General features: G+C 68.2%; 16 protein-coding genes. 3 read left to right on the plus strand and 13 right to left on the minus strand.

What is annotated here, in order from left to right; translation table 11 throughout:
* Positions 1–54: 54 nt before the first annotated feature.
* The 6 genes from KA248_13535 to KA248_13560 form a co-directional block, all read right to left on the minus strand.
* A complete protein-coding gene (locus KA248_13535; GenBank protein MBP7830928.1) occupies positions 55–2,400 on the minus strand; it encodes an ATP-binding protein in 2,346 nt (781 codons plus the stop codon).
* 84 nt (positions 2,401–2,484) lie between these two features.
* Complete coding sequence (locus KA248_13540; GenBank protein MBP7830929.1) at positions 2,485–3,852, minus strand: DUF748 domain-containing protein; 1,368 nt, start codon at positions 3,850–3,852, stop codon at positions 2,485–2,487.
* Positions 3,853–3,885: 33 nt separating this feature from the next.
* Positions 3,886–4,419 (minus strand): FUN14 domain-containing protein, encoded by a 534-nt coding sequence (locus KA248_13545; protein MBP7830930.1) that lies wholly within the window; start codon positions 4,417–4,419, stop codon positions 3,886–3,888.
* A gap of 52 nt (positions 4,420–4,471) precedes the next feature.
* Positions 4,472–4,888, minus strand: a complete 417-nt coding sequence (locus KA248_13550; protein MBP7830931.1) for a hypothetical protein — start codon at positions 4,886–4,888, stop codon at positions 4,472–4,474.
* A gap of 16 nt (positions 4,889–4,904) precedes the next feature.
* On the minus strand, positions 4,905–5,594 hold the full coding sequence (locus KA248_13555) for a hypothetical protein (protein ID MBP7830932.1): 690 nt from the start codon (positions 5,592–5,594) through the stop codon (positions 4,905–4,907).
* Positions 5,595–5,598: 4 nt separating this feature from the next.
* The gene (locus KA248_13560) at positions 5,599–6,363 is read right to left on the minus strand and encodes a hypothetical protein (GenBank protein MBP7830933.1); all 765 of its coding nucleotides are present in this window, start codon (positions 6,361–6,363) and stop codon (positions 5,599–5,601) included.
* A gap of 113 nt (positions 6,364–6,476) precedes the next feature.
* Between KA248_13560 and rlmN the strand changes: the two genes are divergently transcribed.
* Positions 6,477–7,544, plus strand: coding sequence for a 23S rRNA (adenine(2503)-C(2))-methyltransferase RlmN (rlmN, locus tag KA248_13565; protein ID MBP7830934.1), 1,068 nt, complete (start codon positions 6,477–6,479; stop codon positions 7,542–7,544).
* On the opposite strand, the gene tatC is transcribed toward rlmN, so the two are convergent.
* The 7 genes from tatC to KA248_13600 form a co-directional block, all read right to left on the minus strand.
* On the minus strand, positions 7,524–8,306 hold the full coding sequence (tatC, locus tag KA248_13570) for a twin-arginine translocase subunit TatC (protein MBP7830935.1): 783 nt from the start codon (positions 8,304–8,306) through the stop codon (positions 7,524–7,526). The two genes, rlmN and tatC, sit on opposite strands and share 21 nt — an antisense overlap.
* Positions 8,290–8,550, minus strand: coding sequence for a twin-arginine translocase TatA/TatE family subunit (locus KA248_13575; protein ID MBP7830936.1), 261 nt, complete (start codon positions 8,548–8,550; stop codon positions 8,290–8,292). The genes tatC and KA248_13575 overlap by 17 nt, the downstream gene beginning before the upstream one ends.
* 78 nt (positions 8,551–8,628) lie before the next feature.
* Positions 8,629–9,144, minus strand: coding sequence for an OmpA family protein (locus KA248_13580; protein ID MBP7830937.1), 516 nt, complete (start codon positions 9,142–9,144; stop codon positions 8,629–8,631).
* Between the two features lie 41 nt (positions 9,145–9,185).
* On the minus strand, positions 9,186–10,379 hold the full coding sequence (locus tag KA248_13585; protein MBP7830938.1) for a PD40 domain-containing protein: 1,194 nt from the start codon (positions 10,377–10,379) through the stop codon (positions 9,186–9,188).
* Between the two features lie 166 nt (positions 10,380–10,545).
* Positions 10,546–11,232, minus strand: a complete 687-nt coding sequence (locus tag KA248_13590) for a TonB C-terminal domain-containing protein (protein MBP7830939.1) — start codon at positions 11,230–11,232, stop codon at positions 10,546–10,548.
* 6 nt (positions 11,233–11,238) lie between these two features.
* Positions 11,239–11,649: a biopolymer transporter ExbD gene (locus KA248_13595; GenBank protein MBP7830940.1), complete on the minus strand. Its 411-nt coding sequence runs from the start codon at positions 11,647–11,649 to the stop codon at positions 11,239–11,241.
* A 10-nt stretch (positions 11,650–11,659) separates the two neighbouring features.
* On the minus strand, positions 11,660–12,433 hold the full coding sequence (locus KA248_13600) for a MotA/TolQ/ExbB proton channel family protein (GenBank protein ID MBP7830941.1): 774 nt from the start codon (positions 12,431–12,433) through the stop codon (positions 11,660–11,662).
* 88 nt (positions 12,434–12,521) lie between these two features.
* Between KA248_13600 and KA248_13605 the strand changes: the two genes are divergently transcribed.
* Entirely contained in the window at positions 12,522–13,511 is a 990-nt protein-coding gene (locus KA248_13605; GenBank protein ID MBP7830942.1) for an ROK family protein, read from the plus strand.
* 52 nt (positions 13,512–13,563) lie between these two features.
* The coding region (locus KA248_13610; protein MBP7830943.1) for a magnesium transporter CorA family protein at positions 13,564–14,318 on the plus strand (755 nt) is incomplete at its 3' end.

Genomic DNA, 14,318 nt, shown 5'->3' on the forward strand with positions numbered 1-14,318 from the left:
TCCGGCCGGGGGACTCAAGGCATAGGACGGGTTCCTGCCGCGGCGAGCGAAGGCTCAAGGGCCCGGCACCCAGCACAAGCCTACCCGGCCGATGGAGATGTCCGCCTTGCGCGGCCGGATCTGCGTCCGGACAATCTCCGCCGCGCCGGGCTCGAACCGGCCCTGGAGTTCGGCGGTGTCCCGCGCGAACTGCTGCTCCAGGTCCGCCAGGCGCTGCTTGACCACGGCCACCGATTCCCCCGCGCGCGCGACATCGGCCTGTTCCTTCTTGAGCCGGCCCGCGCTGCGCGCCGCGGCCCCGGCCCGGCTGATGTTGCCGATGGACACGGTACGCCGCCCGAACAGCGCGCCCAGCAGCGTGGTCCCTACGTTCAGCATTGTACTCATCTTCTGCTGGCCGACCTGGGCCTTCTCCCGCTCGACCCGCTCCTCGGCGCGGCGGACCTGGTCGTTCAGGGTCTGGAGCTTCGGCGCATAGCGCGCGCGCAGTTTGTCCACCTCGGCATCGCGTTTCTCGCGAAGCGCCTGCGCCACGCGGACCGAGAAGTCGCCCTCGCTCTCGCCGGGGCGCGTGGTCAGTTTCAAGGCCGGACAGCTGATCAAGTCCAGAGTCGCGGTCTGGTGCAGATGCGCTTCGAGCGTCTTGCCCCAGTTCTCGACGCTCTTCTTTCCGACGGCCGGCGCGACGCCGAAGGTCGAGCCCGCGGCCGGCTGGCCATCCAGCGCGTCCTTCAGGTCGCCGCGCGGCTCGGCTTCCTCCCACGCCGCGAAGCCGTCGTCTCCCAGCGGGGCCAGCAGCGAGCGGGTTTCCCACGTGTCCACCCCCGACTTGCCGTCCACGAAGTGAAGCTGGCTGACGCCGAGCACGGCGGGCCGGTAGGCCGCCGGACCGGCCGCGCGCAGGAAGAACTCGGGCACGTCGGGCGGCAGGACGGGGCGTCCGGCGGAGGGAGGGGGAGAAGGAGAGGGAGACGGAGGAGAAGGAAGAGGAATGGATGAGGAGGCCATGAGTTGACGGATCTGCGGAAGGGTCATCGGGCCGCGAAGATAGGACATGGCCCAGCGGCTCTGGAAGAGCACGGGCTGGTCGTCGTGGACGTTGCGCAGCAGGAACACGCGGTTGCCGAGGCCGGCGAGCAGCTTGTCCATCGCCCCGCGGTCGAACGCGGAGCCGGGCATCGCGCCCTCGAGGCCTTCCATCACGCGCAGCTTGTCGCGCTCGGTCTGGAGTCGGCCGATGATCCACGTGCCGGTGTTCGCCAGGCCCTTGTAGTCGAGATCGACCGGGTTTTGCGTGGACAGCACGCAACCCAGCCCGTACGCGCGGGCCTGCTTGAGCAGCGTGAGCATGGCGGTCTTGGAAGGGGGATTCGCGCTCGGCGGGAAGTAGCCGAAAATCTCGTCCATGTAGAGCAGGGCGCGAAGGCTGCTCGTGCCCGATTGCGCGCGCACCCAGGCGAGCACCTCGTTCAGCAGGATGGTCACGAAGAACATGCGCTCGGTCTCGGACAAATGCGCGATGGACAGGATCGAGATGCGCGACTTGCCCTCGGGCGTGTAGAGCAGCCGCTGGACGTCGAGGGGCTCGCCTTCCATCCACGACGAGAACCCGGGCGACGCAATCAGGTTGTTCAACGCCATGGCCAGGCTGAAGCGGTCCTTCGCCGGGAAAAACGACTCCAGGTCGAACACGCCGACCTTGTCGAAGGGCGGTTTTTGTATATCGCCGATCAGCGCGGCGATGTCCAGGTCGCGGCCTTCGCGCCACGCCTTGTCGAAGATGTTGGACAACAGGATATGCTCGCGGCTTTGGACGGGGTCGGCGTTGATCCCCAGCAGGCCGAGCAGGCCGGAGACCGCGGACAGGACGCGGTCGCGCAGCGCGGCGGAATCCCCCGCGACGGCCTCCGAGGGCGCGGCGAACGATCGCAGGATCTGCAGCGGGCGGCCCGAGGCGTCTCCGGGCGTGTAGATGGCGAAGTCGGCGGCCTCTTTCATGCGCGCGATGCGCCCGCCGTCCTGGCCCCAGTCCTCGAGGCCCTTGCGCCAGGTCTCCGCGGTGCGCGCGGCGTAGTCGTCGGGCGTCATGCCCTTGCGGGCGGCCTCGCCCTCGTCCACCCAGGGCCGGAAATCCGCGGGCTGCAGTGCCGGGAACGCCAGCAGCAGGTTGCCAAGGTCGCCCTTGGGATCGATGGCGATGGCGGGTACGCCATCCATGGCGGCCTCTTCGAGCAGGGCCAGGCAGAGACCCGTCTTGCCGCTGCCGGTCATGCCCAGCACGACGGCGTGCGTGGTGAGGTCGCGGGAATCATAGAGCAGGAGTTCGTCGCGAACCGAACCGGCCGCGGGATCGAAGACCTTGCCCAGGTAAAACGCACCGAGTTTCTCGTAGTCTTGCATGCCCTCCTCCTTCCGATCCGTCAGCCACATGATCCCGGCGACATCCCCGGCCGGGTCGGCCAGCCGGGGCGGAGTGGTCCGGCGTCAGCGGACGGGCGGGAAGGCCGCCTTCGACACGCGCTCCTGGGCGCCGGCCCACGCCGCGTCCCAGCGCGCGTCGGTCGCCTCGCGCCAGGCCTTGAGCGCGGTTTCGCCGGTGAGCGCTTCCGTGGATTCCGCCAGGCCCGTTCTTGCGCTGCCGGCGGCGTCCGTTACGGCGCCGGCGGCGTCGCTGGCGGCTTCACCCACTCCCCCGACCAGAGCGCTGCCGGCATCCTTCAGGTCGCCCTTGATCCCGGCCTCCGCGGTGTTCTTTACCGCGCGGCCCAAGCCGCCGATGGTCTTCAGCGCCCCGCCCGCAAGGGCCCCGGCGCCCTCCACCACGGCCCCCGCGGCCGCCTTGCCCGTCTCGGTCACATCCTTCGCCGCGCCCGACACGGCGCCGCTGACGCGGCCCATCGTGCCGAACAGCACGCTCGACGTGTCGAACTCCGGCTTTTCCGGCGTGCCGCCGACGCGGAACGGGAATTTCGATCCGCCGGCCATGATGATCTCGCCGTTTACCTCGAGCAGGTCCGGCGCGAGCCCGATGTCCGTCGATAAATCCAGGCCCATGCCGCCCAGCAGGGTCAGCGTAGCCGGCGGCACGAGCGGCTTGAAGGGCGTCAGGTCAAACCCGATCACGCGCGCGGAGGCATTGACCGCCGGGATGGCCTCGCCCACCGGACCTACCCGGGCCGACAGGCCCAGCCGGCCGTCCGGCAGGCCCTCCTGCTTCAACCGGGCCAGGAGCGAGACGACGGCGGGCTCGACCGCGGCGGCCTTGGCCTGGCCGTCCAGCCGCAGGTCCTTCACCTCGATGTCGAGGTCGGCCAGATGGACCCGCATGGGCTTTTCGTCCAGGGCGTAGTCCGTGTACTTGATCGTGCCGTTTCGAAGGGCGAGCAGCTTCACCAGGACCGGCCGGGCCTCCTCCTTTTCCTCCTCGACTTCCGGCTTCTCTTCCGCCGGTTCCTCTTCTTCCTTCGCCCCGAGCTGCTCGACGTTCAGGACGCCGTCCTTGTTCCGGATGACGTGGACGTACAGATCCTTGAGTTCCAAGCGCTCCACTTCCAGGGTGCCCGACTTCATGGTGCCGGGCTTGACCTTGACCTCGAAGCTGGAAAAACGGAACAGGTCCTTCTCCTCGGCGTCGAAGCCCTTCGGCTGGCCGACGCGCAGGTCGCTCAAGCCCGTGTAGCCGCGCAGGAAGCCGAAGCTCAAATCGCCGATCGAGGCCTCGGTGCCCAGCGCCTCGGGCAGGACCTTGTTGGCCACCGATTTGGCCAGCGGCGAGAGGATCAGGCGCAGCCCCACGAGCAGCAGCACGATGACGATGACGAGCACTTTCAGGATCTTCCACAGGGTCCGCATCTCCGGTCTCCTTTTCAGTTTCCCTTGCCGCGATCAGTCGCTCCACACGCCGAAGAAAAAGCCCAGGGCCGCCGCCCCGGCGGACGGGATATAACCCATGAGGAAGTCCTTGAACGAACCGGCGTGCCCGCTGATCCAGGCGAAGCTGTGGCGGACATAGGTCTCGACCGCGGCCCAATCCAGGTCGAACCAGCCGAGCCCCCGGGCCAGGGCCGCGAGGCCGACGAGCGCCCCCGCGACAAGCAGGGCCGTCTTGACGAATTTCCGGAAGAGCCAGCCCAGGAAGAAGCCGCCGGCATACCCGGCGCCCAGCCGGAAGGTCGCCGGCAAGGCCGGTTTGCGCGCGGCGCCGGCCTGCGGCTCGGCCGCCGTCCGGGCGTCCGACACGGTCTCGTCCCCGGCCGGCGCCGCGGCGGGTTTCGGGGCGCGCATCCGCTCGCCGATGGCCACGACCAGGCCGAACGCCATGAACAGGCCGGCGATCCAGAGGGAGCGTTTCCGGCGGCGCCGTCTCTTCTCGGAACGGTCGCCCGGGCCGGCGGACGGCGTCCGCTTTTTCTTAAACAATTCCATATCGGGGAAGAGTATAGCACAAGCGAGCGACCCCGCCAGCCGCGGATCAGAACAGCCAGCCCAGGCTGGCGCCCAGGAGCAGGTCGTCGTTGTCCGCCCCCTCGACGCGGACGTAGGCGCCCAGGCTGCCGACCAGTTGCTTGAAACCGAGCTCGAAATCGGCGCCGAGATAGGTCGTGTCCGGGTCCACCCCGAGCGGCTCCAGCCAGGTCCGCAGGAGGACGGCTTTCACGCCCACCCCGAACCCCTTCCCCAGCGTGTCGCCGCCGATCAGGATCTTGCCGCCCCCGATCCCGGCCTCGGCTTGGACGGAAGGCGTCCACGGGCGAAGGGGCGAGGTGAACCGCAGGCCGGCGGCCCCGCTGACCATCAGGGGCGAGCCGACCTTCAGGGCCAGCATGGACTCGGCCGCGACAGGCAGGGACGAAACAAGCCACACCAGAACGACATTCCGCATATTCATCGAGACCCTCCCCTTTCTAGAAACTCACACCGAGCGAGAAGAAGGGGCCCTGGATCGTGTCGCGGGAGGACCGCTCGTCGTTGGACACGCGGTCCGGCATGTCCCGGAATTCCTCCAGCCGGTACCCGGTGCGCAGGACCAGTTGCCGGAACCGGTAGAACGCGGAGGCCGCCATGCGCACGTTGGCGCCGTCATAGCCGATGTCGGTGAGCTCGCCCATGTCGTAGAACATCCAGGAGAATTCCAGTTTCCAGCCCGCGTTCGGGTTCCTGACGAAGCCCTCCCAGGCGGCGTACAGCATCGGGCCGTAGATGTCCGCGTTGCGTTCGCGTTCCTCGGGATGATCGGTATCCCAGATCCAGCCTTCCTTGAGGCGGGTGCGTATGTCGCGGTACTCGAAACCGGCGCCGGCCCGCCAGCCGTGCGCCAGTTCCGCGCCGAGCGCGGCGGCGTAGCGGCCGTGCGTTTCCGTGTCGCCGTTGTTATCGTAACGCCCGTATTCGAGATCGAGGCCGGCGAACCCCAGCCGGTTCGTCGCCAGGGGCCGCTCGAACTCGAGGCGGCCGCCGGCGACCCAGGCGTGCTGCTGGCCGTTGTCGGCGTACCACAGGCGCTCCTCGATGTCCGCGGCGGGCGCGGGCATGGCCGCGGCCAGGAGCGCCAGGACAACCGCCGCCGCCCGGCCGATGTTTCGATGTCGTTTCACGTCATCACCACCGTATCCCGAATCCGACGCCCAGGCTCGTGGCCTCCGACTCGGGCTGGTAGAACCCGGACCGATCCACGTCGGACTCCCCGAACCGCAGCCCTTCATAAAACGCCTTCAGCAGGTAGTCCTTCCGGGTCCACGTGAGGGCCGCGTAGGCCGACGCCTGGTCGGCGGGTTCGAGGGACGGCACGGAGGACCGCCCGATGATCTCGAAGTGGACCCTCTCGTAGGTGTACACCGAGTGCCGCAGACCGGCTTCCAGCGCGAGGGTTCCGTCCGGGCCGACCGGCCACAGGGCGCGCGCGCCGGCCACGAGGTACAGGTTGATCCAGTCCTCGTCATAGCCGCTGGTCATTTCGTCCGTGTTGTCCAGCCGCCTCTTCCAGATCCGGGTTCCGAACCCGGCCAGCGGCTGGAGTTCGACGGCCCCGGCAAGGTTCCAACGCGCGTGCAGGGTCCCGCGCAGGTCGCCGCCCACGTACAGCGTCTTGCTCCGGTACGGCGTGAAGTCCTGCTTGAGCCCGTCGTATTCGACCTCCCCGAGAAAGGCCAGCAGGCTCCCGCACCCGCCCCATCGTTCGCCGCCCGCGGCCTCGCGCTCGAGAATAAAACAGGGCATCAGCCCTTTTTCCTCGAGGCGGAAGGCGTCCTCCTTCCATTCGAAATACTGGATCGCGGGCGCCGCGGTGTATATCGGCTCGGCGCCTCCCGCCAGGCCCGCTCCGCACAACAGCACTCCCATAATCCAGACCGGTCTGCCGCGCATGATCGATTCCCGCGGCGGAGTGTAGCCGAACCTGTCCGCGCGCTTCAACTGCCAAACCGCGGGAGCCGCCGGGACGCGCGACAGCCGTCCTTCCTTGTGGTAGGCTGGCCGGCATGAAGGACAGGGCCCCGTCCATCTACGACATGTCCGCGGCCGGGATCGAGGCGCTGTTGCGCGGGTGGCGGCAGCCGGCCTACCGCGCCCGGCAGCTCTACCGCCAGCTCTACGTCCAGCTCGCCGCGCGGCCCGAGGACATGTCCGACCTGCCGGCGGCGCTGCGGGAACGCCTCGCGCGGGAGGTCCGGTTCAACGACCTGGAGCTCGACCGGGTGCAGGCCGGCGAGGGCGGCCTGACCCGCAAGGCGGCGTTCCGCGTGGACGGCGGCCCGCCCGTGGAAGCCGTGCTCATGATCTACCGCGACCGGGCCACGGTCTGCGTCTCGACGCAGTCCGGCTGCGCGATGGCCTGCAGCTTCTGCGCGACCGGGCGCATGGGCTTCCGCCTGAACCTGACGGCGGGGCAGATGGTCGAGCAGGTGCTCTGGGCCGCGCGCGAAGCGCGGTCGGCGGGGGGCCCCTTGCTGACCAACATCGTGTACATGGGCATGGGCGAGCCGTTCAACAACTACGACCGCTGGTGGGCCTCGGTCGAGCGGTTGCACGACCCCGACGGGTTCAACTTCGGGGCGCGTAATTTCACGGTGTCCACGGTCGGCATCGTGCCGGGCATCCTGCGCCTCGCCCGCGAGAAGCTGCCGGTGAACCTGGCCGTGTCGCTGCATGCGCCGGACGACGAACTGCGCTCGCGGCTGGTGCCCGTGAACCGGAAGTATCCCGTGGCGCGGGTGATCGAGGCCGTCCGCGAATACACGGAAAAGACGCGGCGCCGAGTCTCGTTCGAGTACGTTCTGCTCCAGGGGGTGAACGACCAGCCCGCGCGGGCGCAGGAACTGGCCCGCCTGCTGAAGGGTACGGCGGCCCGGCCGGGCGTGAAGCTGTGCCACGTGAATCTCATCCCTTGGAACCCCGTGCCCGGGGAGCCGTTGAAACCGTCCGAGCGGCAGCGCGTGCTGGATTTCCAGGCGGTCCTGGAACGTCATCGCGTCGCCTGCACGGTGCGCGCGCAGCGCGGGGTGGACATCGCCGCCGCCTGCGGGCAGTTAGCCGGGGGGCTGCAGTAGGGGCGTCGCTTGCGACGCCCGGCGTTCCGCGGCGGCGACGAGCCAGATGCTGACCTCGTAGAGCCCGATCAGGGGCGTCGCCATCAGCACCTGCGAGACCACGTCGGGCGGCGTCATGACCATCCCGATAACCAGGGCGGCGACGACGGCATGCCGGCGGCGCCGTCGCAACTGCGCCGAGGTCAGGAAGCCCATGCGGCCCAGCGCGACGAGGACCACGGGCAGTTCGAAGACCAGCCCGAACCCGATCAGCAGCGGCACGGCGAAGGCGAGGTAGTTTGTGATGGTCCATTCCGCGCGCACGCCCATCCACCCGTGAAGCCCGAACATCATCTTGAGGGCGACGGGCAGCGCGTAGGCGTAGCCCAGCATCAGGCCGCCGGAAAAAAGAACCACCGCGAATCCGAACATCCGGGCCACGGTGCGCTTCTCGTGTTCAAAGAGCCCGGGGAAAACAAATCGCCCGATGAACAGCACGAGGAACGGGCTGCTCAACAACAGCCCGGCCCAGGCCGCCAGGCGAAGGCTCGCGGAAAACGCGCCGCCGACTTCCAGCGACCGCAGGAAGTCCGTGGTGTTCGCCGTGACCCCCGAGAGCGGGCGGGTCAGAAGCTGCATGATCTTCGGGGCAAAGGGATACGCGACGACCACGCCCAGCAGCAGCGCCAGGGCGCAGCGGACCACGGTCCAGCGCAGATCCTCGAGGTGATCCAGGAAGGGCTTCACCTCCGACGGGGCGGCCGGTTTATCCGGCAGGATCATGGTCCCGGTCCTTTTCCGGAGGCGGCGGGGGCGGCGCGGGGGGCGGTTCCTCGGCGCCCCGCCGCAGTTCATCGGTCACGTCGCGCGCGGCGCGGCGGAACTCCTCGAGGGCGCGGCCCAGGCTTCGGGCCAAATCCGGCAGCCGCTTGGCGCCGAAGAGCACGAGGGCGACGATAAAAATCAGCAGCAACTCGCCGCCGCCGGCGTTCCCGGTCAGGAAGGCCAGGCTGACATTCCCGCTCATGCTTGTTATTCCCGTCTCCAACGCAAAAGCCCCGGCGCCTGCCGGGGCTTTCGCGGCCATACCATCGGCGTTGCGGGTTTACTGGAACAGGATGAACTCACCGCGCCGGTTCTGGCTCCAGGACTCGTCGTCATGCCCCATGGACACCGGTTGCTCCTCGCCGAGGCTCTTCGTCTGAATGCGATCGCCGTCGATGCCCAGGCCCACCAGGTAGGCGCGGACGGCCAGCGCGCGGCGCTCGCCCAGCGCCAGGTTGTACTCGTTGCTGCCCCGCTCGTCCGCGTGGCCTTCGACGACCAGGCCGGCCTGCGAGCCCTGGAGCGAACTGGCCACCGCGTCGAGCTTGGAGCGTTCCGAGTCCTTGATCTGCGAGCTGTCGTAATCGAAATACACGGGGGTGAACTGGCCGCGGGTCCCCTCGCCTTCCCACCGAGGCCCCAGGCTGTCCATGCCCTCGCCGTACAAATCGCTGCCGACCACGCCGCCGACATTATCGACGCCGGCCAGGCCGCCTTTCGGCGCGCGCTTCTTACACCCGCTGCCCGATACCATCAGCAATGCCGCCGCCGCCACCATCCACCCTCGCATCTGCATCTTCATTCTCCTGTTTGTTGACTAAGAAAACGGTTCAAATATCAAGGCGCCCACGAGGGAGAAAACCAATCCCCGGAAGCGTCGAGTAAAGGTATGGGGGGATCGCCCATGGTGTCAACTAGATAGATGGCGGAGCGGTAGCCGACCGTCCGGGCGCAGGCGATGTGCCGCCCGTCGGGCGCCCAGGAGGGATCCTCGTAATCGGCGCCGTCGGCGGTGATCTGGCGGATTTCCTGGGTATCCGGGTTCATGATGCAGACCTGGTACCGGCCGCCCAGCTTCGAGGAAAACGCGATCCAGCCGTTCGCGCCCCAGTCGGGCGCGACGTTTTCCGAGCCGCGGCTGGTCAGGCGCTGGCCGCGGCCGCCGGAGCGGGAGATCATGTAGAGCTGCGGGGTGCCCGCCTGGTCGGAGACGTAGACGATCCGGTTGCCGTCGGGGGACCAGGCCGGGCTGGCCTCCGCGGCCTGCGCCGTCGCGGTCAGCCGGGTCAGGGAGCCGCCGCTCTTCACGAACAGCTCCGGGTTGCCCGTGCGCGACAGGATCAGCGCCATGTCGCGGCCGTTCGGCGCGACGGCCCCGCCCGTGTTCAAGCCGGGATAGTTGGCCACGATCTTCCGCGCGCCGCTGCCGACGTCGATCGAGTAGACGTCCGGGTAGCCGCGCAGGTAGGAGGTGTAGACGATGGTCTTCCCGTCGGGGCTCCACCGCGGGGCCAGGCTGATGCGGCGGTCCTGCGTCAGTTGCACGAGCCCGGCGCCGTCCGCGTCGCAGAGATAGAGCTCCTTGTTCTTCGTCCGGTTCCCGACGAGGACGAGCCGGCCCGAGTTCAGGCCCTTGCGGCCGGTGACGGCCAGGATGATGTCATCGGCCGCGCGGTGCGCCATCCGACGGGCCTCCGCGGAGGAAGCCGGGTAGCTCTTGCTCATGAAGCTCTGGCGGGTCGTGGCGTGGAGCACGTAGATCGTGGCGTTGATCGAGCCGCCCGACTCCGCGCACTGGCCCTGCAAGACCACCTCCCCGCGGCCGGGCGCGGTGAGGGAGAACCAGCCCGAGCGCGCGAGGTCGTCCTGCAAGGTCTTGCGGAACGTCGCGGCGCCCGCGGTCGGCGCGGCCTGGAAGGCCGCCAGGTCCAGGCCCGTCTTCTGCCCAGCGCCCTTGGTCACCACCACCTGGGCCCGGGCCGAAACCGCCCCCCATCCCGCCACGATCAAAAGCCAAAGCCATTTCTTCATCCGTTCTCTCCGTTGCGCGCGTACTGTAATTAAAACGCCGGGGAGGGCAAGACTGCAATCGAAGGGCTCGTTGCGTTCGGCTCGCCGGAGGCTCGCCCTCCAGCAGGAATACACGGATATGGAGGGCGAGCGTCCCCGCGAGCCGATACATTTCACCGCGCCCGGCCTACAGCCCTCCGGCGCTCAAGTCGAAGGTGATGTCGATGTCCTTCGAGGCCACGCCCCATTGCTCCGGCAAGGGCCTCAACTTCGACACGGCGTTCACGGCCTTCATCACGGAATCGTCCATCAGGGCGTTGCCGGACGTCTTGGCCAGCGTGCGCCGGGTTATCATCCCGCTCTTCTCGACGCGGATCAGGACGATCGCGCGCAGCCCGGCGGGCACGGCCGGGCCGCTGGGCTGGTTCCACGCGTCGTACATCGCCTGCTTCACGAGCGCGTAGTACCAGGCCTCGGGAAACGTGTCCGACGGAATGGAGGTCCGATCGGAGATCTTCGCCCCGGCCGCGAGAAGCTTGCGAATCTCCTCCGGCGAGAGCTTCGGCTGGTCGGGCTTGGGCGGCTCGCGCGTGACGCGCTTGGTGCTTTTCTGGACCTGGGGCCTGGGCTTCGGCTTGATTTCCTCGGGGATATCCTTCGGCGGCTCGGGCGCCGGGGGCTGCGGCGCCGTCGAGGCCTCCACCACGTCCGCGGGGATGTCCGGCAAGGCGATGGTCAGGTCGATGACGACGATATCCCGCCGCTGCCGGCGGAACCACCAGTTGGCCACGAGCGGCGCGATGACCACGCCGAGGATGAGCACGGTGTGAACGATCGTGCTGATCTTGAGCGACTTGCGGAACCGCACGTCCATGGAGCGTTATTTCCCGTCCGGCGAGGTCACCAGCGCCATGCGCGCGATCTTGGCCTCTCGCAGGATATTGAGGATCTCCACGAGCTTCCCGTACGCGATCTTCTCGTCGGCGCGGACCAGGACGATGGTCTCGGGGTCGGCCCGCCCCATGTCCGTCATCTCCGCCGCCAGCGCCTCGCGCTCGATGGGCTGGCGGTCGAGGTACAGGTGCCCCTCGATATCGAGGGTGATGGTCCGCATCTGGCGCTGGTCAAGGTCGTCGGCCTTGCCGCGGGGCAGGTTGACGTAGATGCCCTGCTCGAGCAGCGGGAACGTGATGATGAAGGTGATCAGGAGCAGGAAGGTCAGGTCGATCAAGGGAGTCATGTTGATCTCCTTGATCTCCTGCAGCGCCAGCATGGAGGTTCGACGGGCCATCCGGGGCTCCCTACTCCCTTACGAACATGCGCTGCAACTCGGCTACGAATTCCTGCGCGAAGTTGTCCATCTGGACCGCCAGCTCGCGGATCTTGCTGGCGAGGATGTTGTAGCCGATGGCGGACGGGAGGGCGACGAGCAGGCCCACCACGGTCGTCAGCAGGGCGCCGGAGATGCCGGGCGCCACGGCGGAGAGGTTCGCCGCGCCGCTGACGGCCATGGCGCTGAAGGCGTCCAGCACGCCCCAGACCGTGCCGAGCAGGCCGAGCAGAGGGCTGGCGCTGACCGCGGTCGCCAGGAAGCCCATCCGGCTCTCGAGTTCCAAGGCCTGGTCGGCGACGGTGCGCTCCGTGACGCGGCGGACGACCTCGACCTGGAGCTGGTTGAGCCGGTAGTCCTCGAACCGGTTTCCGGCCGCGAACAGGTCGCCGGCATGGCGGTGCCCGTCGTTCAATTCCCCGCCGAGGGCGAGGCAGCCGGCCTCGTAGACCTTGTAGATCGGGCTCTCCGCGAACGCGTGGCGCTTGAGGTAGAGCGAGAGCGGGTGCGCCTCGCCGCGGAACGCGAGCTGGAAACGGCGCGACGCGCGCTGGGCGCGGATCAGGTCCAGGTACTTGGTCACCATCACCGACCACGCGAAGATCGACGCCACGATCAGGATGACGACGATCAGCTTGCCCGACATCAGGCTGCTCGTGCGGAACGCCGTGAACAGGCTGGCCAGCGGCAGATTCAAGATTCCGAAATCGCCCACAAACACCTCGCTGAAAAAAAAGGGGTTCAAGTTCGGCGTACCTTATCCAAGGCGGGCGGTCGGGTCAATGGACATCGGCCGCGCCGAGAATACGCTTGTGGCCCGCGGGCGGCCCCGTATGCTGGCGCGCATGAACCTGCTGGGCATCGACCTGGGCGGTACGAAGACGTCGGTCTGCCTCGGGGACGAACGCGGGGCGCTCCGGGCCTCCCGGCGCATGCCCACGCGTGCGCCCGAGGGCCCGGAATCCGGCCTGCGGCGGACCGCCGCGCTTGCCCGCGAACTGCTGGACGAGGCCGGCGTGGCCCTGGAAGAACTGGAGGCCGTCGGCATCGCCGCGCCGGGCCCGGTGTCGGTGCGCGACGGCCTGATGCTTCGCCCGCCGAACATGCCGGGATGGGTCGATGTGCTCTTGATCCGGTGGGCCACGGAATCCTTCGGGCGTCCGGCGTTCATGAACAACGACGCCAACGCCTGCGCGCTGGCGGAGTATCTCTACGGGTCCTGCCGCGGCACGCCGAACCTGGTGTACCTGACCATGAGCACGGGGCTGGGCGCGGGCGTCGTGCTGGACGGGCGCGTGATCCAGGGGGCGACCGACCTGGCGGGCGAGGTCGGGCATCATGTCCTGGATATTCACGGCCCCCCCTGCCCCTGCGGGCAGCGCGGCTGCCTGGAGATTTACTGCGGCGGCCTGAACGTGGCCAACCGGCTGCGCGCGCGCATCGTGAAAGACCGCCTCGAGACCGCCATCCTGGACGAAGCCGGGGGCGATCCGGAGGCGATCGATTTCCGGGCCTTCCTCGCGGCGGCACGGAAGGGCGACGCCTTCGCGCGGGAGGCCTGGGAGGAGTATCTCGAGCGGCTCGCCCAGGGCGTGGGTAACGTGCTCATGTTCCTGAACCCGCGGGTGATCCTGATGGGCACCATCGCGATCCATGCCGGCGACTTTCTCCTGGCGCCTTTGCGCGAGCGCGTGAAGAAGTATGCCTGGCCGCCGAGCGTGGCGGCCTGCCGGATCCTGCCCAGCGCGCTCGAGGGACGCATCGGCGACTTGAGCGCGCTGGCCGTCGCCGCCGCCGGCCTGGGCGCGGCCGTTTCACCTTGAGTCCCCGCGCCGCGCGTGAGAGGATGCGCGCAGGTCGAGGACGGATTTTCCCATGATAAGGTCGTTTATATTCAACCAGGGCAAGCTGGTGAGCCAGGACGTCGGGCTCGACGTCCTGCGCCTGCTGTTGTACGACGAGGGCGTCCAGATCTGGGCGGATGCGGAGAAGCCGACCGAGGCGGAATACAAGGGCCTGCTCGAGGGCGTGTTCAACTTCCATCCGCTGGCCATCGAGGATTGCATCGCCGTCACCGAGCGCCCGAAAATCGACGAATACGAGCAATACCTCTTCATGGTGGTCCACGCGGCGGACTACCGGCCCGACACCCGCAAGTTCCACACGACGGAACTCAACCTTTTCATCGGCCGGAACTTCCTGGTGACCGTGCACGAGGACCCCCTGAAGAGCGTCGCGGCCACCATCGAGCGCGTGGTGAAAAACGCGCCCGTCATCGCGCGCGCGCCGGACCGCCTGACCTACCACCTGCTGGACAGCCTGCTCGACAACTACGAGCCGGCCCTGCTCAACCTCTCCAACGAGATGAGCGAACTGGAAAAGCGGGCGCTGACGTACTCGTCCGTGGACATCCTGACGGAAGTCCTGCAACTGAAGACGGAGGTTCACCACCTGCGGCAGATCGTGACGCCGCAGCGGGAGGTGATCTCGCGCCTGGCCCACGGCGAGTTCAAGATCGTTCGAACCAGCCTGCTGCCCTACTACCGCGACCTGCTGGACCATCGCTCCCGGATCAGCGACCGCATCGACACGTACCGCGACATGCTGACCAACACCCTGCAGATCAACCT

The sequence above is a fragment of the Kiritimatiellia bacterium genome (assembly GCA_018001225.1).
Taxonomy (GTDB): Bacteria; Verrucomicrobiota; Kiritimatiellia; order CAIQIC01; family JAGNIJ01; genus JAGNIJ01.